This window comes from Amycolatopsis sp. YIM 10 (assembly GCF_009429145.1).
Classification (GTDB): Bacteria; Actinomycetota; Actinomycetes; order Mycobacteriales; family Pseudonocardiaceae; genus Amycolatopsis.
Genome location: NZ_CP045480.1, coordinates 6,994,840 through 7,015,605 on the forward strand (window position 1 = coordinate 6,994,840; position 20,766 = coordinate 7,015,605).

Annotated in this window: 21 protein-coding genes; 7 read left to right on the forward strand and 14 right to left on the reverse strand. The window is 70.2% G+C overall.

The genetic code is table 11. The features are described from left to right. Window positions 1-4: 4 nt before the first annotated feature. From YIM_RS32890 to YIM_RS32910, 5 genes are read left to right on the forward strand one after another with little or no spacing between them, the layout of a single operon-like run. Complete coding sequence (locus YIM_RS32890; protein ID WP_153034021.1) at window positions 5-967, forward strand: thiamine pyrophosphate-dependent dehydrogenase E1 component subunit alpha; 963 nt, start codon at window positions 5-7, stop codon at window positions 965-967. Continuing rightward, window positions 964-1,968, forward strand: a complete 1,005-nt coding sequence (locus YIM_RS32895; protein WP_153034022.1) for an alpha-ketoacid dehydrogenase subunit beta — start codon at window positions 964-966, stop codon at window positions 1,966-1,968. Before YIM_RS32890 ends, YIM_RS32895 begins: the two co-directional genes overlap by 4 nt. Further along, window positions 1,968-3,086 (forward strand): dihydrolipoamide acetyltransferase family protein, encoded by a 1,119-nt coding sequence (locus tag YIM_RS32900; RefSeq protein WP_153034023.1) that lies wholly within the window; start codon window positions 1,968-1,970, stop codon window positions 3,084-3,086. Before YIM_RS32895 ends, YIM_RS32900 begins: the two co-directional genes overlap by 1 nt. Continuing rightward, window positions 3,083-3,796, forward strand: a complete 714-nt coding sequence (locus YIM_RS32905; RefSeq protein ID WP_153034024.1) for a 2-C-methyl-D-erythritol 4-phosphate cytidylyltransferase — start codon at window positions 3,083-3,085, stop codon at window positions 3,794-3,796. The genes YIM_RS32900 and YIM_RS32905 overlap by 4 nt, the downstream gene beginning before the upstream one ends. A gap of 7 nt (window positions 3,797-3,803) precedes the next feature. After that, entirely contained in the window at window positions 3,804-4,133 is a 330-nt protein-coding gene (locus YIM_RS32910; RefSeq protein WP_228004158.1) for a hypothetical protein, read from the forward strand. Between the two features lie 15 nt (window positions 4,134-4,148). Here the strand turns inward: YIM_RS32910 and YIM_RS32915 are convergent, their stop codons facing one another. The 6 genes from YIM_RS32915 to YIM_RS32940 form a co-directional block, all read right to left on the reverse strand. Then, window positions 4,149-5,765: a CocE/NonD family hydrolase gene (locus YIM_RS32915; protein WP_153034025.1), complete on the reverse strand. Its 1,617-nt coding sequence runs from the start codon at window positions 5,763-5,765 to the stop codon at window positions 4,149-4,151. Continuing rightward, a complete protein-coding gene (locus tag YIM_RS32920; RefSeq protein ID WP_153034026.1) occupies window positions 5,756-6,358 on the reverse strand; it encodes a TetR/AcrR family transcriptional regulator in 603 nt (200 codons plus the stop codon). Before YIM_RS32920 ends, YIM_RS32915 begins: the two co-directional genes overlap by 10 nt. Window positions 6,359-6,583: 225 nt before the next feature. After that, window positions 6,584-6,973: a hypothetical protein gene (locus tag YIM_RS32925; protein WP_153034027.1), complete on the reverse strand. Its 390-nt coding sequence runs from the start codon at window positions 6,971-6,973 to the stop codon at window positions 6,584-6,586. Between the two features lie 42 nt (window positions 6,974-7,015). Continuing rightward, on the reverse strand, window positions 7,016-7,324 hold the full coding sequence (locus YIM_RS48710) for a hypothetical protein (protein ID WP_194239834.1): 309 nt from the start codon (window positions 7,322-7,324) through the stop codon (window positions 7,016-7,018). Window positions 7,325-7,347: 23 nt separating this feature from the next. Continuing rightward, window positions 7,348-7,761, reverse strand: coding sequence for a cupin domain-containing protein (locus tag YIM_RS32935; RefSeq protein WP_153034028.1), 414 nt, complete (start codon window positions 7,759-7,761; stop codon window positions 7,348-7,350). 188 nt (window positions 7,762-7,949) lie between these two features. After that, window positions 7,950-8,966 carry a zinc-dependent alcohol dehydrogenase family protein gene (locus YIM_RS32940; protein ID WP_153034029.1) on the reverse strand — a complete coding sequence of 339 codons (1,017 nt, stop codon included), beginning with the start codon at window positions 8,964-8,966 and terminating at the stop codon, window positions 7,950-7,952. Between the two features lie 130 nt (window positions 8,967-9,096). On the opposite strand from YIM_RS32940, the gene YIM_RS32945 reads away from it, so the two are divergent. Next, window positions 9,097-9,984, forward strand: coding sequence for a helix-turn-helix transcriptional regulator (locus YIM_RS32945; RefSeq protein ID WP_153034030.1), 888 nt, complete (start codon window positions 9,097-9,099; stop codon window positions 9,982-9,984). 7 nt (window positions 9,985-9,991) lie between these two features. Here YIM_RS32945 and YIM_RS32950 read toward each other — a convergent pair whose 3' ends face one another. The 3 genes from YIM_RS32950 to YIM_RS32960 are packed head-to-tail and all read right to left on the reverse strand — an operon-like array spanning window position 9,992 to window position 13,763. Then, the gene (locus tag YIM_RS32950; protein WP_194239835.1) at window positions 9,992-12,184 is read right to left on the reverse strand and encodes a xanthine dehydrogenase family protein molybdopterin-binding subunit; all 2,193 of its coding nucleotides are present in this window, start codon (window positions 12,182-12,184) and stop codon (window positions 9,992-9,994) included. Further along, window positions 12,181-13,161, reverse strand: coding sequence for a xanthine dehydrogenase family protein subunit M (locus YIM_RS32955; protein WP_153037394.1), 981 nt, complete (start codon window positions 13,159-13,161; stop codon window positions 12,181-12,183). The genes YIM_RS32950 and YIM_RS32955 overlap by 4 nt, the downstream gene beginning before the upstream one ends. Then, window positions 13,161-13,763, reverse strand: coding sequence for a (2Fe-2S)-binding protein (locus tag YIM_RS32960; protein WP_153034031.1), 603 nt, complete (start codon window positions 13,761-13,763; stop codon window positions 13,161-13,163). The genes YIM_RS32955 and YIM_RS32960 overlap by 1 nt, the downstream gene beginning before the upstream one ends. A gap of 189 nt (window positions 13,764-13,952) precedes the next feature. Between YIM_RS32960 and YIM_RS32965 the strand changes: the two genes are divergently transcribed. Then, window positions 13,953-15,203, forward strand: a complete 1,251-nt coding sequence (locus YIM_RS32965; protein WP_153034032.1) for an MFS transporter — start codon at window positions 13,953-13,955, stop codon at window positions 15,201-15,203. On the opposite strand, the gene YIM_RS32970 is transcribed toward YIM_RS32965, so the two are convergent. The 5 genes from YIM_RS32970 to YIM_RS32990 are packed head-to-tail and all read right to left on the reverse strand — an operon-like array spanning window position 15,139 to window position 20,738. Then, the gene (locus tag YIM_RS32970) at window positions 15,139-16,203 is read right to left on the reverse strand and encodes an acyl-CoA dehydrogenase family protein (protein WP_153037395.1); all 1,065 of its coding nucleotides are present in this window, start codon (window positions 16,201-16,203) and stop codon (window positions 15,139-15,141) included. The two genes, YIM_RS32965 and YIM_RS32970, sit on opposite strands and share 65 nt — an antisense overlap. Before the next feature lie 14 nt (window positions 16,204-16,217). After that, entirely contained in the window at window positions 16,218-17,186 is a 969-nt protein-coding gene (locus tag YIM_RS32975) for an acyl-CoA dehydrogenase family protein (protein ID WP_153034033.1), read from the reverse strand. Next, window positions 17,183-18,319: an acyl-CoA dehydrogenase family protein gene (locus tag YIM_RS32980; protein WP_153034034.1), complete on the reverse strand. Its 1,137-nt coding sequence runs from the start codon at window positions 18,317-18,319 to the stop codon at window positions 17,183-17,185. Before YIM_RS32980 ends, YIM_RS32975 begins: the two co-directional genes overlap by 4 nt. After that, on the reverse strand, window positions 18,319-19,179 hold the full coding sequence (locus tag YIM_RS32985; protein WP_153034035.1) for an enoyl-CoA hydratase: 861 nt from the start codon (window positions 19,177-19,179) through the stop codon (window positions 18,319-18,321). Before YIM_RS32985 ends, YIM_RS32980 begins: the two co-directional genes overlap by 1 nt. Beyond that, window positions 19,176-20,738 (reverse strand): FadD3 family acyl-CoA ligase, encoded by a 1,563-nt coding sequence (locus YIM_RS32990; RefSeq protein ID WP_153034036.1) that lies wholly within the window; start codon window positions 20,736-20,738, stop codon window positions 19,176-19,178. The genes YIM_RS32985 and YIM_RS32990 overlap by 4 nt, the downstream gene beginning before the upstream one ends. Between the last annotated feature and the right edge of the window lie 28 nt (window positions 20,739-20,766).

A 20,766-nucleotide genomic window follows, 5' to 3' on the forward strand; every position in this document is an offset into this window, starting at 1 on the left:
GGCGATGGATCTGATCGGGAACGCCACTCTGGCGCGCGAAGCGCTGGTCACCATGTGGAAGATCCGGCGCTTCGAGGAAGCCGTGGACGACCTGTTCGCCCGCGGCCTGATGCACGGCACCATGCACCTGTCCATCGGGCAGGAGGCCGTTCCGGTGGGCGCCTGCCTGGCGCTGGCCGACGGTGACTACATCACCTCCACGCACCGCGGTCACGGTCACTGCATCGCCAGGGGCGCCGGGCTGGACCGGATGATGGCCGAACTGCTGGCGAAGGAAACCGGTTACTGCCGCGGCCGCGGCGGTTCGATGCACATCGCCGACGTCGCGACCGGCAACCTCGGTGCCAACGGCATCGTCGCCGGCGGGGTGCCGATCGCCGCCGGTGCCGGGCTGGCGGTGAAGCTGCGCGGCGGAAACCAGGCCGTGGTGAGCTTCTTCGGGGACGGCGCGGTCAACGAGGGAGCCTGGCACGAGGGCGTCAACCTCGCCGCGATCTGGGACCTGCCCGTGGTTTTTGTCTGCGAGAACAACCACTACGGCATGTCCATGTCGGTCAGCCGCGCGTTCCGGGTGAAGGAACTGGCCGAACGCGCCGCCGCCTACGGGATTCCCGGCGTGACCGTGGACGGCAACGACCCGCAGGCGGTGCACGACGCGGTCGCCGACGCGGTGGCGCGCGCACGGGCGGGTGAGGGGCCGACGCTGGTCGAGGCGACGACCTACCGCTGGAAGGGACACTCCAAAAGCGACAAGAACCTCTACCGCACCCGCGAGGAAATCGAGCACTGGCGCGAACGCGACCCCATCACCCGGTTCGAGCAGCGGGTGACGAACACCTTGGGGGAACAGGAGATCCAGGCCTGCCGGGACGAGGCACGCGACCAGGTGCGGGCGGCCATCCGCGTCGCCAACGCCGCGCCGGACGCCGCCGCGGACTCACTGACCGAGGCGGTGTACGCGAAATGACCACGGTAGCTCCCCAGACCAGGACGCTCACCTACGCCGAAGCGGTGCGGGAAGCCCTCGCCCAGGCGATGACGGCCGACGACCGGGTTTTTGTACTCGGCGAAGACGTGGGCACCTACGGCGGCGCGTTCGGGGTCACCGGCGACCTCGTCCACCGCTTCGGCGAGGAACGGGTACGGGACACCCCGATCAGCGAACTGGGCATCGTCGGCGCCGCGGTGGGAGCCGCGCTGGCCGGCCTGCGCCCGGTGGTGGAGATCCAGTTCTCCGACTTCACCGCGCAGGCCATGGACCAGATCGTGAACCAGGCCGCGAAGATCCACTTCATGCTCGGTGGCGCGGCGACCGTGCCGATGGTGCTGCGGGCGCCCAGCGGATCGGGCACCGGCGCCGCCGCGCAGCATTCGCAGAGCCTCGAAGCGTGGTTCGCCCACGTGCCGGGGTTGAAGGTGGTCATGCCGTCCACGCCGGCGGACGCGAAGGCCCTGCTGCTGGCGGCCATCGAGGACCCCAACCCGGTGATCGTGCTGGAACACAAGCTGCTCTACAAGCAAAGTGGACCGGTACCCGAGGCGGCCACGCCCGCCCGGCTCGGCGAGGCCGCCGTGCCGCGCACCGGAACGGACCTGACCATCGTGGCCACCGGGGTGATGGTGCCGCGGTCGCTGGAAGCGGCGGACGAGCTGGCCGGGCAGGGCATCGAAGCGAGCGTGATCGACCCGCGCACGCTCAACCCGCTCGACGCCGGGACCATTGTGGACGACGTGCGCGGCACCGGCCGCGCGCTGCTGGTCCAGGAAGCGCCGAAAACGGCCGGGTTCATGGCGGAGATCGCCGCGACGATCGGCGAGTCGGCCGCGTTCGGGCACCTGCGGGCGCCGATCGCCCGCCTGTGCGGACTGGACGTGCCGATCCCCTATGCGCCACAGTTGGAACGCGCCGCGGTCCCGCAGGTCGGCGACATCGTGCGGGAAGCGGCCGAGCTGGTGCGGAGGTGGTGATGAAGCAGGCTCCGCTGGTCATGCCGAAGATGTCCATGACGATGACCGAAGGCACGCTGGTCACCTGGCACAAGTCCGAAGGCGACGAGATCCGCGCCGGTGAGGTCGTGTGCGAAGTGGCCACCGACAAGGTCGACATGGAGGTCGAATCGACCGTCGACGGCAGCCTCACCCGGATCCTCGCCCAGCCCGAGGACGTGGTGGCGGTCGGCGAGCCGATCGCCTACGTCACCACCACCGCCGACGACCTGCTGGACGGCCTCTTCGAGACAGCTCCCGCCGAGGAGCCCATTGAGGAAACCACCGAACCCGCCGCACCGGAAGCAGAGTCCACTTCGGACGCCAAGGACATCGAGGACATCCCCGGGCCCCGGCCATCCTGGGTGCCCGCGGTCCCGGCCGCGCGACGGCTCGCCGCCGCACGCGGGATCGACCTGGCCACGATCACCCCGACCGGTCCCGCGGCCACGATCCGCCTGTCCGACCTCCCTGACCTTCCCACTGCCCCTGGCAAACCGCGGCGCGGCCCGCGCTCGGTGATCGCCCGGCGGATGTCGGCCAGCGCGCAGGTCCCCCAGTTCGTGGTCTACCGGGACCTGGAGCCGACCACCTCCCGGCACGGCTGGACCACCGTGTTCACCCGGGCGCTGGCGATGGCGCTGCGGCAGCACCCCGAATTCAACGCCTCGTGGACCGACGACGAGGTGCGACGGCACGACCACATCGGGGTCGCGCTCGCCGTCGACACCGAACGCGGGTTGCTCGCGCCCGTACTGTCCGATCCGGACCTGTCCGATGAGGACACCCTGACCGAACGCATCCGCGACGTCACCGGGCGCGCACGAGCCGGGAAGCTCACGCTCGCCGAGTTGTCGGGCGGCACCACCACCCTGTCCAATCTCGGCGGGTTCGGCGTCGACGCGTTCCACGCGCTGCTCAGCCCGCCGCAGGCGACCGCACTGGCCGTGGGACGGGTCCAGCAGAAGGTCGTTCCGGTGCCCGGCGGCATCGGCGTCGCGCTGCGGTGCACGGTCGGTCTCACCGTCGACCACCGGGTCGGCGACGGGGCCGGCGCCGCGCGCTTGCTGACCACGTTGCAGGAGGTCCTGGCGACATGAAACCCCACGCGGCGGCGGTCGTGCTGGCCAGCGGATCCGGGACCCGGGTCGGCGCGGAGGTCAACAAGGTGTACCTGCCGCTGGCCGGGCGGCGGCTGGTGTCCTGGTCGCTCGGCGCGTTCGCCAGGACGCCCGGGATCGGGGTGCTGGTCCTGGTCGCCCGGCCTCAGGACCAGGGCCTGGTCGAATGGGTCCTGGACCGCGAGGTCGACGGCGCCGTCGAAGTGGTCTACGGCGGCCGCAGCCGCCAGGAGTCCGAACTCCGCGCGCTGCGGCACCTGTCCGAACGCATCGACGACGGAACCGTGGACGCCGTTCTCCTGCACGACGCGGCGCGGCCGCTGGTGAGCCCGGAACTCATCGCGGCGGTGCTCCAGGCGGCACGGCGGCACGGCGGCGCCCTGCCCGGGCTCACCGCCGACGACATCATCTCGGTCGAGCCGGGAAACGGGAGCCTCGAAGTGCTCCCGCCCGGCACCGCGATCCGCGCGCAGACCCCGCAGGCGTTCCACGCCCGGCCTCTCATCGAGGCCTACGAAGAAGCCGCGCGGCAAGGATTCGAGGGCACCGACACCTCCTCGGTGATGGAGCAGTTCTCCACGGTTCCCACGCACTGGGTGGCCGGCGAGCACGAGAACTTCAAAGTCACCTACGCGCACGACCTGTTACTCGCCGAAAAAGTAGTGGCCTCGGGGAAATACCGGAGATGAGGCAACGATGATGAGCACTGTCGAACACGTGGCGCTGACCTGTCCCCGGTGCCACACCGAAACCCGGCACGACGTGGTGTACGCCGGCCGCCTGGTGGTCGCGGTCACCTGCACCGAATGCGGTGAATCGCTCGAACGCGACATCCGCTCCCTGTACCTGGCCGATCTCCGCCAGCGCGTGGCGACCAAACCGAAGCGGATGCTGCGCCGCTTCCGCAAGCACCCGCTGCGCTTCGCCCGCTCACTGCCGAAAACCGTTCCGGCCAAACCACTCGAGCTGATCTCGGAAATCCGGCTGGTCTGGCGCGTGGCGCGCAACCGCGCGCACGACCGGTAGCGCGAACGTCTTTTGTTACGCCGGTGTCCTGGTCGGCAGGATGATCGCGGACGGGTGCGCGGGGTCGTGGTGGACCTTCTGGTCGGCGGCCAGCATGGTGGTGGCGGTCGCGGGTGATTCACCGGTGCCGGGGTTGCGTGCGTAGCGGGGAAAAGCGCCGCTGGAGACCTGTACCCGGATCCGGTGCCCGCGGCGGAAGCGGTGGGCGGTCGGCCATAGCCGTACGGTCACGCGTCGCGGGGTGTCACCGTCGGCGTCGGTGACGCTGGTGAGGCCGTCGCAGACGTTCCAGGAGCGGCCCGCCGAATCGACGTCGCAGAGCCGGACGAACACGTCGGCATGGGAAAGGCTGGAGGAGAACCAGATCTCGGCGCCGACCTCGCCGATGGCTTCGACGTCCTCGGCCAGCGGGCCGGTGGTGTAGGTGAGCACGTCCGGCCGGGCTTCCAGCGCGGTGTTGTCGACCCGGCCGCTGTCCTTGACCATGCGGACGCCGCCGGCGGCCGGGGTCGGATCGGCCGGGTCGTAGCGGTACCGGTCCGGCTCGGACTCACTCGGCTCCCCGGTGCCGAGTTGTCCACCGGCCTGGAGGTGGAACCGTTGTGGCGCATAGCCTTCGGGCGGCCAGGTGTCGAAGCCGCGCCAGGCTTCCTCGCCGGTGACGTAGAGCCGGACCGGTTGGCGCGGTGGTGGCTGCTCGCCGCGGGCGTGCGCGAGCCCGAAGCCGAGTGCCTCGAGGAACGGGGTGTTGTCGAACTCGACGTGGGTCCACGGCCCGACGGTCAGCCGGGCCGGGCGTCCGGCGTCCTGGAGGGCCTGGAAGTCGCGGAGCTGCCCGGGCAGGAAGATGTCGTACCAGCCGCCGATCGAGCTGACCGGCACGCTCACCCCGGCCACCCGGTCGCGGTGGTCGAAGCCGGACCAGCGTGACGAGGCGGCATCGTTGGTGAGCATGTCCTGGATGTAGGCGGAGCGCCCGCCGAACGCGGCGCGGTCGGCGTCGGCGAGCGGGAGCGTCCGCAGTGCTTTGGCCGTCTTCTTCGCCTGGAACGCCTGACGCAGGATCGCCAGGCGGCGCTCCTGGATGCCGACCAGCACGCCCCAGACGAACGGGGTCTCCAGCGACAGGCCGTCGGCACGCAGGAATTCCAGCGTCAGCGCCGATTCGGTGACCTGCGGGATCACCGCCTTGACCTGAGGCGGCAGCTGGTCGGCGACCGCCCACTGCACGTAACCCAGGTAGCTCGGCCCGAACAACACGATCGCGTCGCCCGCCCACGGCTGCTTCACCAGCCAGTCCAGCGTGGCCAGGCCGTCGGCGCGTTCCTGCCGCATCGGGTCGAAGGTGCCGCCCGAGCCGAAGCCACCGCGTGTGCTCTGGATCAGCACCTGGTAGCCGCGCTCGGCCAGCGGCCGGGCCATGGCCGCGCCGAAGATGCCGCTCCGGCCGTACGGGGTGCGGATCAGCGCGATCGGCAGCCCGTCGCCGCCCTCCCGCGGCGCCCAGCGGTTCGCCAGCAGATCGACCCCGTCGGGCATCGGGACGCGCAGGTCGCGTCGCACCACCAGGTCCCGCGTCACCGGCGGGGGCAGCTTCAGCTTGCGCTGGATGAGCCGGCTGATCAGGTGCATCGGGTCTCCTCCGGTCCAGGCAGCAGGACGGACATCAGGCACATCAGCCGGTCGGTGAACGCCTCCGGATCGAGCGGCTCCGGCCCTTCGACCACCCAGGTGGTGAAGAACGCGGACCCGCCTCCGGTCACGAAGGTGGCGAGATCGTCGATGGCCGACGGCGCCAGCCGCTCTCCGTAGACCCGGCGGAGACTGTCGCGGTTGACCGGCAACAGCAAGCCGATCAACCCGCGGTCCACCGCGAACGCACACGATCCGGTCAGCAGGGCGCGGTAGAACGCCCGGTGCTCGGCGAAGTGCCGGGACACCACGAGCGCCCGCTCCCGCCCGATGGTGTCCTCGGGAACGTCAGCCAGGCGCGGGACCAGCTCCCGCCTCGCCAGGTCGAGCGCGGCCTCCAGCAGCAACGTGTCGCGGTCGCCGAAGTGCTGGTAGGCCACCCGCCTGCTCACGTCCGCGGCCTCGGCCAGGTCGGACAGCGGCACCGCCGCCGTACCGCGCTCGACGACCAGCGCGACCGCCGCCCGCATCAGCGCGGCCCGCGACCGCCGCACCCGACGATCCCGCGACGGCTCGAGCGCGGTCGGATTCATGCTGGCAATAATGCACACCTGTTACCAAATGCTCAAGTGTTACTTAGCCGGCCTTGGTCAGGCGCCGGTCTGGCGCAGGGTTCGGGACAGGCCCCGGTACCGGCTGTTGCCGGCAAGGAGGGAGGGCGGAGGTGCCGATGGCCAGCGCGTACGCGCCTCCCTTCCAGTGGCCGGCGGAGGTGAACTACGCTTGCGCCTTCGCCGGATAATCACCCATCATGGGGCTCAGTCTGGAATTCCTTCCGGTAGTGAACCGCCCAGACGTGCTCGTACTCGGCTGGCGAAGAGGTCGTAGCGCGTGGCCATTCGCGCGGAGGCGACTCGGAGCGGCTGTTGCACGGACGACGAGCCGAAATATTCGCCGGCTCGGAACTGGTCGCGCGTGAGGTCGATCTCCAGTCCGCTCGGCAAGCGGTTCCAATAGTGCAACCCGTCGGGTCGACCATCGCACCGGAAGACCTCTGCCCAGAGCAACACGCCGCCGAGGAGTTCCGTCACCGCCACCGCTGTGACACCACAATGCCCGGAAGCGGGGTTGTCGGGCTTCCACGCGACCGCCGGGTCGCAGGTTCTTTCGTCCCAGCACTGCCGGAACACGGCTTCCAGCTCGGTCAACGACCACACCGCGACCATCCGTCCCCCCAATGACCGAGTTCATCAATACAAAGAGACCTTACCGGCGCGGGACACAACGTGAAATCTCGCCGATCCCGGCTTCCGGCGACCGTCCACAGTGGTGTAAGAGTTCGAATAACCGTGCCACGCCCATTTCTTCGAAGCGCCAAAGGGATCCACGCACTCGCCCAGTACCTCCGGCAACGGTGCGCGCAGCAGCGTGGTCAACGCCAAGCACAGCAGGTTGACCCGCACGTCGTTGCAGGCCCAGCCGGAACCAGGTTCGGTGGTGCCGGGGCGGGTATCCGGACGGCGGCTCTGCACGTCCACGGACGCGGGTTCGCCGTTCACCGCTGACGACAATCGTCGCGGCGTCAGCGGTTGCGGGTGCGGGTGCTGCCGTACCGCTGCTCGGTAACCGGTTCGGCCCACTGCGTTTCCGGGGTGTCGTCGCCGGTGGTTTCCCACATCGCGAGGTGTTCCATGAAGCGGTCGGGAGCGGCCCCGTGCCAGTGTTCCTCGCCGGGTGGGCAGCTGACGGTTTCGCCTTGGTGCGCCTCGAAAACCGCGCCGTCGCGGGTGCCGATCAGTGCGACACCGGAGACCACGTGCAGGGTCTGGCCCACGGCGTGGGAGTGCCAGTTGGTGCGGGCACCGGGCGAGAAGCGGACCAGGTTCACCCGCATCCGCGACGGCGCCTGGCCGGCGACGATGACGTCCCACCACACGTCGCCGGTGAACCAGTCGGCGGGGGCTTTGCTGGTGGGCTGGGACTGGACGAATTCCATGTCGTTCCTTCCTGGAAATCAGACGCCGCAATCAAGCGCGGCGATCGGGCGACGCTATCGGGCGACGTAACCGCCGTCGACGGGCAGTACCGCCCCCGTCAAACCGATCACCCCGTGCTTGGTGGCGTGGTACGACGCCCGCCCGGGGATGTCCGGCGCCAACGAGTGCGTAGTTGGTCATCACAGTCTCAGGGCTTGAGCAGGGTCTTGATCGCGCGCCGTTCGTCCATCGCCCGGTAGCCCTCGGCGACCTGGTCCAGTGGCAGGGTGAGGTCGAAGACCTTGCCCGGGTCGATCCGCCCGGCCAGCACCCGGTCGATCAGATCGGGCAGGTAACGGCGCACCGGGGCGGGACCGCCACGCAGGCCGACGTGCGAGAAGAACAGTTCCTGGCCGTCGATGGCGACCTCGTGCGGGACGCCGACGAAGCCGACGTTGCCGCCCGGGCGCGCGGACCGCAGTGCCTGCCGCATGGCCTGGTCGGTGCCGACGCATTCGAGCACCGCGTCGGCGCCGATGCCGCCGGTGAGTTCCTTCACCGCGGCCACGCCGTCGTCACCGCGTTCGGTGACGATGTCCGTGGCGCCGAACTCGCGGGCCAGCCGCTGCCGGGATTCGTGGCGGATCATCGCGATGATCCGTTCCGCACCCATTTCCCTGGCGGCGATGACCCCGCACAGGCCGACCGCGCCGTCACCGACCACCACCGCGGTGGCGCCGGGCTCGACCTCGGCGGCCTCGGCGGCCCACCAGCCGGTGCCCATGACGTCGGACACCGCGAGCAGCCCCGGCCAGAACTGTTCCGCCGGTGCCCCGTCGGTGGCGACCAGGGTGCCCTGCGCGTTCGGGATGCGCACGTACTCCGCCTGGCAGGTGCTCATGAACTCGCGCTTCAAACAGTTCGACGGGAAGCCGTTGCGGCAGTTCGCACACGTGTTGTCCGAGGTGGCGAACGAGCCGACGACGAACTGGCCCGGCTCGACCGCGGTGACCTCGCTGCCGACCTCCTCGACGAAGCCGACGTACTCGTGCCCCATCGGGTGCGCGCCGCCGATCGGTTCCAGCCCGCGGTAGGGCCACAGGTCCGAACCGCACACGCAGGTGACCGCGGTGCGGATGATCGCGTCGGTGGGGTGGAGGATCTTCGGGTCGTCCAGCGTGTCGAAGCGGACATCGCCGGGAGCGTGGATCACTGCGCCGCGCATGGGTTTCCTTACCTGGCTGGTTCTTCGAACGTCACCAGTCAACCCCGCACCCACGTGCGCAGCGAGTCACTATCGGGGGATGTACCGGCAGTACATCCCTCCGCGGGCGCGGTGGACGTACGGTCGAGGGGTGGACAACCGTGACGAGGTCCGCGAGTTCCTCACCTCGCGGCGCGCGAAGATCACCCCGGAGCAGGCCGGACTGCCCTCCGGCACCCGGCGACGCGTACCCGGCCTGCGGCGCAGTGAGGTCGCCGCGCTCGCCGACATGAGCGTCGAGTACTACGCCAAGCTCGAACGCGGCACGCTGGCCGGTGTCTCCCCCGCCGTGCTCGAGGCCGTCGCCACGGCACTCCAGCTCGACGAAGCCGAACGCGCCCACCTGCTGCACCTGGCCCAGGCCGCGGACGGCTCCGACACGCTCACCCGGCCACGCCGCCGCAGCAGCAGGCCGTGGACCCCGCGCGGCAGTCTGCAGTGGACGCTGGACGCGATCACCGCCGGACCGGCCTTCGTCCGCAACGGCCGCATGGACCTGCTCGCCGCCAACCAGCTCGCCCGCGCCTTCTACAGCGACGTCTACGACTCGCCCCGCAACCAGCTCAACCTGGCCAGGTTCAACTTCCTCGACCCCGCCTCCCACCGCTTCTACCCCGACTGGGACCAGGCCGCCGACATCTCCGTTTCCATCCTGCGCACCGAGGCCGGCCGCGACCCGCACGACAAGGCCCTGCACGACCTGGTCGGCGAACTGTCCACCCGCAGTGACGAATTCCGCACCCGCTGGGGCGCGCACAACGTCCGCCACCACGGCACCGGCACCAAGCGCTTCCACCACCACGCGGTCGGTGAACTCACCATCGCCTACGAAGGACTGGAAATGGCCGCGGAACCCGGGCTCACCCTCACCATCTACACCGCCGAGCCCGGCTCGCCCTCCGCCGAGGGCCTCCGGCTGCTCGCCTCCTGGGCCGCCACCAGGGAAGCGGAGTCCGCCACCGACACGATGTCCGGCTGATCTCGCGTCACAGCAGTGCTTCGGCGGTGATCGGGAAGTCACGGACCCGGCGGCCGGTGGCGTGGAAGACCGCGTTGGCGATGGCGGGCGCCACGCCAACGAGCACGACCTCGCCGAGGCCCTTGACGCCGAGTGGATCGGCTTCCGGGTCGTCGCCGTTGAGGTAGACCGCGCGCAGGTCGGGCACGTCGGCGTTGACGGGCACGAGGTAGCCGGCGAGGTTGGCGTTGGTGATCCGGCCGTCACGCGGGTCGGTGGTGGTGTGTTCGAGCAGCGCGGAACCGATGCCGCCGACCATGCCGCCCAGTGCCTGGCTGTCGGCGAGTTTCGGGTTGACGATCCGGCCCGCGTCGTACACGCCGAGCATGCGCCGCACCCGCACCAGGCCGAGCCGCGCGTCGACGGCGACCTCGGCGAAAACCGCCCCGTAGGCGTACATCGAGAACCGTTCCTCCTGCGGCGGTCCCCAGGAGCCGATCACTTCGAGGTGCTCGCGGTTGTGGCGGGACAACAACTGTTGGTAGGTCTCCCCGCGGGTCGGGTCGTTCTTCACCCGCATCCGTCCATCGCGGACGAGGACGTCGGCGGCATCGACACCGTGCAGCGGCGAGCGCGGATCGCCGACGGCCAGCTCGATGGCCTGGCCGCGCACCTTGTCGCAGGCGTCCTTGACCGCGGAACCGACGCTGGCCATGGTCATCGACCCGCCGTGCGGCGGCGTCGGCGGCATGATCGAGTCACCGAGCTGGAAGTTCACCGCCGTCATGGTCAGCCCGAGCGCGTCGGCGGCGACCTGCGGCATGGAGGTGTAGGTACCCGGCCCCATGTCGCTGGTCGCGGACTGCACCAGCGCGGTCCCGTCGGCGTGCAGCCGGACGTGGGCCTGCGCCGGCGCGCGGGCGGTGTCGTAGACCGCGGCGGCCATGCCGGTGCCGACCAGCCAGTCACCGTCCGTTGTGGACCTGGGCTGGGGATTGCGGCGCCGCCAGCCGAATTCCCTGGCACCGACTTCGTAGCACTCGCGCAGCCGCCGGGTGGAGAACGGCAGCCCGCTGGACTCGTCGGAGCCGGGCTCGTTGCGCAGCCTCAGCTCGATCGGGTCGATGCGCAGTTCGTGCGCCAGTTCATCCATCGCGGACTCGATGACAAAGGCGGCGCTGGCGTACCCGGGACCACGCATCCAGATCGGCGTGTTCACGTCCAGCGGCACCGTCGCGTACGCCTGCGACACGTTGGGCATGCTGTAGAGCATCTGCCCCGGCGCCAGCATCGCCTCGCTGAACGTCTCGTAGCTCGACGTCTCACCGCGGATGTCGTGTGTCATCGCCGACAACCGGCCATGCCGGTCGGCGCCCACCCGCACCTGGTAGGTGTAGGCGGGCCGGAACCCGGTGCCGAAGTACAGCTGCCGCCGCGACAGCACCAGCTTCACCGGGCGGCCGGTGACCCTGGCGGCCAGCGCCGCGATCGTGGTGTGCGGCCAGGCCCGCAGCCCGCTGCCGAACGCACCACCGACAAACGGCGAGATCACCCGGACCGCGGTCTGCGGAATGCCGAACACAGCGGCGAGTTCCTGCTGCGTACCACCGACCACCCACTGCGTTTTGTCCCACACCGTCAGGTTTGCGCCGTGCCAGCGAGCGATGGTGGCGTGGGGTTCCATCGGGTTGTGGTGGTTGCGCGCGAGCCGGTACTCCATCTCCAGCCGCACCGGGGCGTTTCCCAGTGCGGCGTCGGCGTCACCACGCGCGTACGTCGTGGGCGGGTCGGCCGGAGCGGTACCCAGGTCGGTGGACGGCTGTTCGGCGGTGTAGGACACACTGACCAGGCCCGCCGCGTGCTGGGCCGCCAGCGTGGTGGCGACCACGACCGCGACCGGCTGGCCGAAGAACCGCACCCGGTCGTCCTGGAACACCCGCAACCGCGTGCCCGGCGGGTTGTTCGACCCAGGATTGTCCACATAGGGCAGTCGAGGCGCGTTGAGGTGGCTGATCACCGCCAGCACATCCGGCTGCGCGGTCGCCGCACCGGCATCCACGCCCGTGATGCGGCCACGGCCGACACTGCTGTCGACCACGGCCGCGTACACCACCCCGTCGATCCCGTGATCGGCGGCGTAGCGGGCCTGCCCGGTCACCTTCAGCCGTCCGTCCACTCGGGACTGCGGGGTGCCGACGAACTTCTCCGGCTGCAGGGTCACCGGCCACCTCCTACGACGCGCAGCTGGCGTTCCACCGTGCGCTTGAGCAATTCGACCTTGAACCCGTTGTGGTACAAGGGTTTGGCCCCATCAGCCGCGAGCGCGGCGGCCGACGCCCACAGGCGAGGGGACGGCCGCTGCCCGACCAGGCGCTGTTCCACCGCGGGCAGTTTCCACGGCACGGTGCCGACCCCGCCGGCGGCGACCTTCGCCACGCGGATCACCCCGCGCTCGACGTGCAGGGCGACCGCGGCCGAGATCAGCGCGAACTCGTAGCTCTGCCGATCCCGAACCTTCAGATACCCCGACCGCAGCGGCCTCGGCTGGGCGGGGATCTCGATCGCGGTGATCAGCTCACCCGGCCGCAACGCCTGTTCCCGATCGGGCGTGTCTCCCGGCGGCAACAGGAAATCAGCGAACGCGACCTGCCGTTCCCCCTCCACGCCGAGCAGATGCACGCTCGCGTCGAGCGCGGCGAACGCCACCGCGACGTCCGACGGGTGGGTGGCCACGCACAGATCGGAGCCACCCAGGATCGCGTGATTGCGGTTGACCCCGTCCAGCGCGGCACAGCCCGAGCCCGGAATGCGCTTGTTGCACGCCGCGGTCACGTCGCGGAAGTACGTGCACCTGGTGCGCTGCATGATGTTGCCGCCGAGCGTGGCCATGTTCCGCAGCTGCGCCGACGCACTCAGCTCCAGTGCCTCGGTGATCACCGGGAACGCCTCACGCACCGACTGGTCCGCGGCCGCCTCCGACATCCGCACCAGCGCACCGAGCCGCAGTCCGCCGTTCCCGGTGGGCGTGATCTCGCGTAGCGGCAAGCCACCGATGTCCACCACGGTGTCCGGGCGTTCGACGGTCTCGCGCATCAGGTCGACCAGCGTCGTGCCGCCCGCGATGTACCGGCCACCGCGCTGCCCGGCCGCGACCGCCTCCTGAACGCTCGCCGCTTTGCTGTAGGCGAAAGGAAACATCACGCCCCCGCAGCCTGCTGGACGGCTTTCACGATCTTCACGTAGCAGCCGCAGCGGCAGATGTTCCCGCTCATCCACTCCCGGATCTCCGCCGGTGACCCGGTGTGGCCCTCTCGCGCGCACCCGACCCCGGACATGATCTGCCCCGGCGTGCAGAACCCGCACTGGAACGCGTCCTGGTCGATGAACGCCTGCTGCAACGGGTGCAGCTCGTCCTGGCCGAGGCCTTCGATGGTGGTGACCTCCGCGCCCTCCAGCCGGACCGCCAGGGTCAGGCAGCCGTTGACGCGCTGCCCGTCGACCAGCACCGTGCACGCCCCGCACGCACCCGCGTCACAGCCCTTCTTCGTCCCGGTCAGGCCGAAGTGCTCACGCAGCAGGTCCAGCAACGAGGTGCGGTTGTCCACGGTGACCGTGTGGCGGGTGCCGTTCACCGTCATCGTGACGGGACTGCCGAACTCCTCGGCGGTCGCGCCGGGTTCGGCGCCCGGCAACGACGGTCCGGCGACGGCGGCGGCCCCGCCGACCGCCGAGGCGGCGATGAACGTGCGCCGGGACAGGGCCGTCGAGGCACTGTCCGGCGTAGGAGGAATCGGCGACATGCGGTCGACGACACCACACCGCCCGCGTGGGTGGGAGGCTCTGGGAAGGGACGTACTGACAGTAACTCCCACACCGGGCCACCACGCGGTAGCTTGGGCAGGTTGCTCTCCCGCCGGTCTCCGGTGCACAGCCGGTACACCTCTCGGCCGGGACTCCCTCCCCCCGCGCGGACCTGATGAGCTTCCGTCATGCCCACCATCGCGCCGCCGTCACCGCGTTCCGGCCGCCTGCCCTTCGTGACCTACGTGCTCGCCACCGGGGTCTTCCTCATGGGCACTACGGAATTCGTCGTCGCGGGCATCCTGCCCGGCATCGCCCAGGACCTCGGGATCACCGTCGCCGACGCGGGGCTGACGATCACCGTCTTCGCGATCGGCATGATCGTCGGCACCCCGTCGATGGCGGTCCTCACCCTCAAGCTGCCGCACCGGACGACGCTGAGCCTCGCACTGGTGATCTACGCGATCGGGCACGTCGTCGTCGCGGTCAGCTCCAGCTTCCCGGTCATTCTCGGTGCCCGGTTCGCGACCGCGCTGGCGACCGGCGCGTTCTGGGCGGTCGCGGCTGTCGTCGGCGCCAAGGCCGCGGGTCCGGCGGCCAGTTCACGGGCTCTCGGCATCGTGCTGGGCGGCGGCATGCTCGCGAACGTCATCGGGGTTCCGATCGGCGCGTTCGCCGGTCAGACGATCGGCTGGCGCGGCACGTTCTGGGCGCTCGCGGCCCTCGCCCTGCCCGCCGCGATCATCGTCTACCGCCAGGTCGCCACCGACCGCGGCACCGGGCCCGCGCCCTCCGTGCGAGCGGAACTGGCGAGCCTGCGCGACGGACGCATCTGGCTCGTCCTCGCGGGCTGCGTGATCGTGTGCGGTTCGTCCTTGGCCGCCTACAGCTTCATCTCGCCCCTGCTCACCACGAACAGCGGGCTCGCCGCCGCGGCGGTCCCCCTGGTGCTCGTCGGTTACGGACTCGGCGCCTTTGTCGGCTCCAACCTCGGCGGTCGTCTCGGCGCGCGCCGTCCCTACGCGGTGCTGTTCACCTCGGCGACAGCGACGTTCCTCGTACTCGGCGCACTCTGCCTGTTCTCCGCGGACCCGATCGTCACAATCGCGCTGATCGTGCTGCTCGGCCTGTTCGGCATGGCGACGAACCCGGTCCTGATCGGCATGGCCGTCCGCTACGCCGACCAGGCACCGACCCTCGCGTCGGCGCTGAGCACGTCCTCGTTCAACCTGGGCACCGCGATCGGGTCGTGGATCGCCGGGTACGCACTGGAATCCGCGCTCGGCGCCACCGGCCCGGTCCTCGTGGGCACCTGCATCGCCGCCGTCTACTTCGTGCCACTCGTGCTCCTGTACCGCAAGGAAACGAGGTGGTCTACCGGTCGACGAGGTAGGCGGCCGGCTGGCCCAGGAACAGGGCGGTGCCGTGGGCGCGTTTGAAGTAGAGGTGCGCGTCGTGTTCCCAGGTGATGGCGATGCCGCCGTGCAGCTGGATCATCTCGGCCGCGGCGTGCTCGAACGCCTCGCTGCACACCACCTTCGCGGTCTCCGCGTCGGCCGACAGGTCACCTCCGATCACCGCGGTGGTGACCGCGGCGTACAGGGCTGAGCGGGCCGCTTCGACGTGGACGTACAGGTCGGCCATACGGTGTTTGAGCGCTTGGAAGCTGCCGATCGGCCTGCCGAACTGGTGCCGTTGCTTGGTGTAGTCGACCGTCAGTTCCAGCGCCCGCGCGGCGGCACCGACCTGTTCGGCGGCCAGCGCGATGATCGTCGTGTCGCGAAGGTGGCGCAGTGGTTGTGCGAAGTTTCCGGTGTCGAGGCGCCGGGCCGGGGTCGCCGTGAACTCGGCCACGGCGAGCCGCCGGGTGGGGTCCATGGTCGTGACCCGCTCACGGCGGACGTCGGCTGGGTCCACTTCGAACAGTCCTACCTGGTCGCCATCGCGAGCCACGACGAGGAGTACGTCGGCGAGGTCGCCGTCCATCACATAGTGCGCGCGTCCGTGGATCTTCCCGGATTCCGCGACACAGGCGGGCTTGTCGAGCGACCAGTCACCGTCCTCTGTGGACCAGGCCAGTGCGGCGAGCGTGTCACCGGACGCGATGTCGGGCAGCAGGCGAGCGCAGGCGTCTTCGTTCTGCGTGGCGAGTACGGCTTGCGCGGACAGCACGCCGGAGCCCAGCATCGGGGCCGGGGCGAGAACTCGTCCCAGTTCTTCCAGGACAACGCACGTTTCCGCCAGCGTGGCACCGACACCGCCGTACTGTTCCGGAATACCGAGCGCGGCAACTCCGATCTGTTCACACAGCGTGGACCACAGCTTGTCGTCGTATCCGAGCGGTGAGTCCATGGCCGCCCGCACGGCCTCCGGCCCGGACCGCCGGGCCAGGAGTCCTCGCACCGCCTCGCGCAACGCCCGCGCCTCGTCCGTTTCCATGAAGTCTGTCTGTGTCATCGAGATCCCGTCACGGCCGCGAGCACCCGTGCCCGGTGGAACGTCCCGCTCCCCCAGGTTCCCGCCAGTGCCCGTACTTTGGTCAGCCGGAGCCCGAGGTCGTGCTCGGCGGTGTAGCCGATGGCGCCGTGCACCTGCAGCGCGGTGCGCGCGGCCAGGTTCGCGGCTTCGGCGGCACCGACCTTGGCCGCCGAGGCGTCCCGGGACAACAAGGAATCAGGGGCGACAGCGGCGGCGTACACCAGCGGGCGTGCCAGTTCTATCCGGGTGACGGCGTCGGCGAGCAGATGCTTGATCGCCTGGTACTCGCCGATGAGCCGACCGTACTGGCTGCGCTGCTTCGCGTAGGCGGTCGAGGCGTCGAGCAGCCACTGCCCGGCCCCGAGCAGTTGCGCCGCGACGGCCAGCACCCCCAGATCGAACGCTCGTGCCGCATCGGCATCCAGGAGCCGTACTTCTCCGTCCACTGTGAACAGTCGACGGGCGGGGTCGATGGACCGGACGCGTTCGAGACGTGGGGTGACGACCTCACCGACCGCGCCGTCGTTCATGCTGAGCACCAGATCGGCGACGTCGGCGTCGAGCGCCAGCGGCACTTCCGGCGGCGCTTGCACGGTCGCGAGCAGTTCCCCTTCGGCGAGCGAGGACAGCCGCCGATCCGACGACGCGCCGAGCACGGTGGGCGCGACCACCACCGACTCGACCAGTGGTCCGGGCACGGCGTGGTACCCGAGCGCTTCGAACGCCACCACCACATCCACCGGCGTAGCGCCAAGACCGCCCGCCTCCTCGGGGACGAGCAGTGCCGGTACGCCGATTTCGGCCAGGCGGCGCAAGAGTTTCAAGCCGGGCTCATGGCGCCCTTCCGCCCACGCCCGCGCCACGCCGGGGGTGTCGGCGCCGGACAACAACTCGTGCAGGCTGGCCGAGAACTGCCGCTGTTCCGGGGAAAGCTGGAACCTCATCGCCGCGCCTCCCTCGGCAGCTTCAGCAACCGTTCCGCGATCGTGTTCCGCTGGATCTGATCCGTGCCGCCGTAGATCGGCCCGGCCAGCGAGAACAGATAGCCCGGCACCCAGCGCTCGTCGGTTTCCGCCGCCGGGCCGAGCAGATCGAGCGCCGTCTCGTGCAGTTCCACGTCGAGGTGTGACCAGAACAGCTTGTTCACACTGGACTCCGGGCCGAGTTCACCGCCGTCGGCGAGCCTGCTCAGCGTGCCGAAGGTGTAGAGCTGGTAGGCACGGGCACCGATCCAGGCGTCGGCGACCCGGCTCTCGGCCGAGGCGGGCCGGTCGGCGTCGACCCACAGGTCCACCAGCCGGTCGGCCGCGGCGAGGAACCGGCCGGGGCTGCGCAGCGACAGACCGCGTTCGTTGTTCGCCGTGGTCATCGCGACACGCCAGCCCTGCCCCGGCTCGCCGATCACGTCCTCATCAGGCACGAACACCCGATCGAGGAAGATCTCGGCGAAGCCCGGCTCACCGTCCAACTGCGGGATCGGGCGCACGGTGACGCCGTCGGCGCGGAGGTCGAACATGAAGTAGGTCAACCCGTGGTGGCGCTGCGCTTCCGGATCCGACCGGAACAGGCCGAACGCGCGATCCGCGAAGGCCGCCCGCGAACTCCAGGTCTTCTGCCCCGACAGCAGCCAGCCGCCGTCGGTGCGCACCGCGGTGCTGCGCAACGCGGCGATGTCGCTGCCTGCCTCGGGTTCGGACCAGGCCTGCGCCCACACCTGCTCACCGCGGGCCATCGGCGGCAGGATCCGGTCGCGCTGCTCCCGCGTGCCGTGCGCGAACAGGGTCGGCGCCAGCATGAAGATCCCGTTCTGGCTCACCCGCCCCGGAGCGCCCGCCGCGTAGTACTCCTCTTCGAACAGCAACCACTGCAACATCGACGCGTCGCGGCCGTGGTACTCACGCGGCCACGACACCACCGACAGCCGCGCCTCGGCGAGTTCGGCCTCCCACTCGCGGTGCCGCGCGAAACCCTCGGCGGTATCCATCGAGGCAAGCGCGGGCCGCGGAACGTGCTCGGCCAGCCATGCGCGCACCTCGTCACGGAAATTCGCCGACGCCTTGTCGATGTCCAGGTCCATCAAGCCCCCTTGTTCGCGTCCCGCATGGACCGCGCCGACTGCCCGCCGAGCGAGTCCGCCGAGGTTTCCGCGTTGTGCGCGTGGGCGAGGTGGTGCAGGCCGAACACGGAGTCCATTCCGGACCGCAGGCCCATCAGGTCTTCGGCCTGGTTGACCGCCTTCTTCGCCAGCGCCAGCCCGAACTGCGGCATCGCGGCGATCTTTTCGGCCAGTTCCATGGTGCGCTGTTCCAGCTCGGCGCGCGGCACGATCCGGTTGATCATGCCCCACTCCTTGGCCTGCTCGACACTGAACCGCTCACCGGTGAACAGGACCTCCTTCGCCGCGCGAGGACCCAGCACCCACGGGTGCGCGAAGTATTCGACGCCGGGAATGCCCATGCGCACCACCGGATCGGCGAAGAACGCGTCGTCGGCCGCCACAATGAGGTCGCACACCCACGCCAGCATCAGCCCGCCCGCGATGCACGCGCCCTGCACGCTGGCCACCATCGGCTTCGGGATCTCCCGCCACCGGCGGCACATTCCCAGGTACACCTCGGATTCCCGGGCGAAGCGCTGGTCGCCGCCCGCCCGGTCGGTGTGGTCCCACCACATCACCGCGCGCCGTTCGAAGGTGCGATCCACGTCCCGCTCCGGCGTGCCGATGTCGTGCCCGGCGGAGAAGTGCTTGCCCGCCCCCGCGAGCACGATCACCTTGACCTCGGCGTCGTCGACGGCTCGGGTGAAGGCGTCGTCGAGCGCGTACGTCATGGCCGAGTTCTGGGCGTTGCGGTAGTCGGGACGGTTCATCGTGACCACCGCCACCGGTCCCCGCCGCTCGTACCGGACGGCATCGGCGGACGCGCCGTTGACGCTCATTTCTTCTCCTCACTGAGCAGCCGCTTCAGCACCTTGCCGGAAGCGTTGCGGGGCAGTTCGTCCAGGAACTCGACGAACCGCGGAGTCTTGTAGTTGGCGAGCCGTTCGCGGCAGTAGTCGAGGACCGCCGACTCGGTCAGGCCGGTGCCGTCCCGGACGACGAATGCCTTGCCGACCTCGCCCAGCCGTTCGTCCGCCACGCCGACGACCGCGGCGTCACGCACCCCGGGCAGTTCCGTCAGGGCGTGTTCGATCTCGGCCGGGTAGACGTTGAACCCGCCGCAGATGTACATGTCCTTGAGGCGGCCGGTGATATTCAGGTTTCCGGCGTCGTCGAGCACGCCGAGATCGCCGGTGTGCAGCCAGCCGTGTTCGTCGACGGCCTTCGCGGTCGCCTCGGGGTCGTCGAGATAACCGAGCATCACGTTGGGGCCCCGGAGCACTACCTCACCCGGTGAGCCCGGTGAACCCGATGATCCCTGGATCGCCACCTCGAACCCCGCGGTCGCCCGGCCGGACGTGCTCGCCACCAGTTCCGCGTCGTCCCCCGGCCGGCACATCGTCACCACCACCGCCTCGGTGAGGCCGTAGGCGGTCAGCACGGTGTCGAACCCGAGGTCGCCGCGCATGCGCCGGACGAGCGACGCGGGAACGGTGGCGGCACCGGTGACGGCCAGGCGCAACGACGAGAGGTCGCGGTCCGCCCTGGTCGGCTCGTGCAGCAACGACTGGAAGACGGTCGGGGCGCCGGGCAGGACCGAGATCCGCTCACGCTCGATCACCTCCAGCGCCGAAGCGGCGTTGAACACCGCCCGCGGCACGATGGTCGCCCCGGTCAGCAGGCCGACCACGATCCCGGCTTTGTACCCGAAGCTGTGGAAGAACGGATTGATCACCAGGTAGCGGTCGTCCGCGGTGACCGCACCGCAGTCCGCCCACGCGGCGGCGACGGCCACGACCTGGCGGTGCGCCGACAGCACGCCCTTGGACCGGCCGGTGGTGCCCGAGGTGAACAGGATGTCGCTGACGTCGTCCGGCGCGACGGCGTCCGCGCGCTTCTCGACCTCGGAAACTGGAACACGTTCCGCCAGCTCCAGGAACTCGTCCCAGCCGAGCGTGCCGGGCACCGGCCGGTGCGGTTCCTCCAGCGGAACCCGTACCACGGTCTCCAGGTCGGGGAGGTCGGACGCGGTGGCGCGGATCGCGGCGTACCGGTCGGCGCCGAGGAAGTCCGCCGCCACGACAAGTGCGCGGACCCGGCCGCGGACCAGCAGATCCACCGTCTCGGCCGCGGTGAACCGGGTGTTGACCGGCACCAGTACCGCGCCCGCGTAGTGCGCCCCCAGCGCGCCGAGCACCCAGTGGTGGGTGTTGGGCAGATTGATCGCGACACGGTCACCCGGCCGGATCCCGCACGCGGCAAAAGCCCGCGCCACCTGCTGGACACGGTGCAGAAGCCGGGTGAAGTCGAGCCGGAGCACGCCGTCGACCAGCGCTTCCGCGGTACCGAATCTGGCCGAGGCGTCCCGCAGGACGGCGGGGATCGTCGTCTGCCCCATCGCACCTTCCCCTGGACCGAGAAATTAG

Coding starts and splice junctions, on each gene's coding strand:
- YIM_RS32890 (WP_153034021.1), top strand. CDS start 5: ATGGATCTGATCGGGAACGCCACTCTGGCGCGCGAAGCGCTGGTCACC.
- YIM_RS32895 (WP_153034022.1), top strand. CDS start 964: ATGACCACGGTAGCTCCCCAGACCAGGACGCTCACCTACGCCGAAGCG.
- YIM_RS32900 (WP_153034023.1), top strand. CDS start 1,968: ATGAAGCAGGCTCCGCTGGTCATGCCGAAGATGTCCATGACGATGACC.
- YIM_RS32905 (WP_153034024.1), top strand. CDS start 3,083: ATGAAACCCCACGCGGCGGCGGTCGTGCTGGCCAGCGGATCCGGGACC.
- YIM_RS32910 (WP_228004158.1), top strand. CDS start 3,804: ATGATGAGCACTGTCGAACACGTGGCGCTGACCTGTCCCCGGTGCCAC.
- YIM_RS32915 (WP_153034025.1), bottom strand. CDS start 5,765: ATGCACCTGATCAGCCGGCTCATCCAGCGCAAGCTGAAGCTGCCCCCG.
- YIM_RS32920 (WP_153034026.1), bottom strand. CDS start 6,358: ATGAATCCGACCGCGCTCGAGCCGTCGCGGGATCGTCGGGTGCGGCGG.
- YIM_RS32935 (WP_153034028.1), bottom strand. CDS start 7,761: ATGGAATTCGTCCAGTCCCAGCCCACCAGCAAAGCCCCCGCCGACTGG.
- YIM_RS32940 (WP_153034029.1), bottom strand. CDS start 8,966: ATGCGCGGCGCAGTGATCCACGCTCCCGGCGATGTCCGCTTCGACACG.
- YIM_RS32955 (WP_153037394.1), bottom strand. CDS start 13,161: ATGTTTCCTTTCGCCTACAGCAAAGCGGCGAGCGTTCAGGAGGCGGTC.
- YIM_RS32960 (WP_153034031.1), bottom strand. CDS start 13,763: ATGTCGCCGATTCCTCCTACGCCGGACAGTGCCTCGACGGCCCTGTCC.
- YIM_RS32965 (WP_153034032.1), top strand. CDS start 13,953: ATGCCCACCATCGCGCCGCCGTCACCGCGTTCCGGCCGCCTGCCCTTC.
- YIM_RS32970 (WP_153037395.1), bottom strand. CDS start 16,203: ATGGAAACGGACGAGGCGCGGGCGTTGCGCGAGGCGGTGCGAGGACTC.
- YIM_RS32975 (WP_153034033.1), bottom strand. CDS start 17,186: ATGAGGTTCCAGCTTTCCCCGGAACAGCGGCAGTTCTCGGCCAGCCTG.
- YIM_RS32980 (WP_153034034.1), bottom strand. CDS start 18,319: ATGGACCTGGACATCGACAAGGCGTCGGCGAATTTCCGTGACGAGGTG.
- YIM_RS32985 (WP_153034035.1), bottom strand. CDS start 19,179: ATGAGCGTCAACGGCGCGTCCGCCGATGCCGTCCGGTACGAGCGGCGG.
- YIM_RS32990 (WP_153034036.1), bottom strand. CDS start 20,738: ATGGGGCAGACGACGATCCCCGCCGTCCTGCGGGACGCCTCGGCCAGA.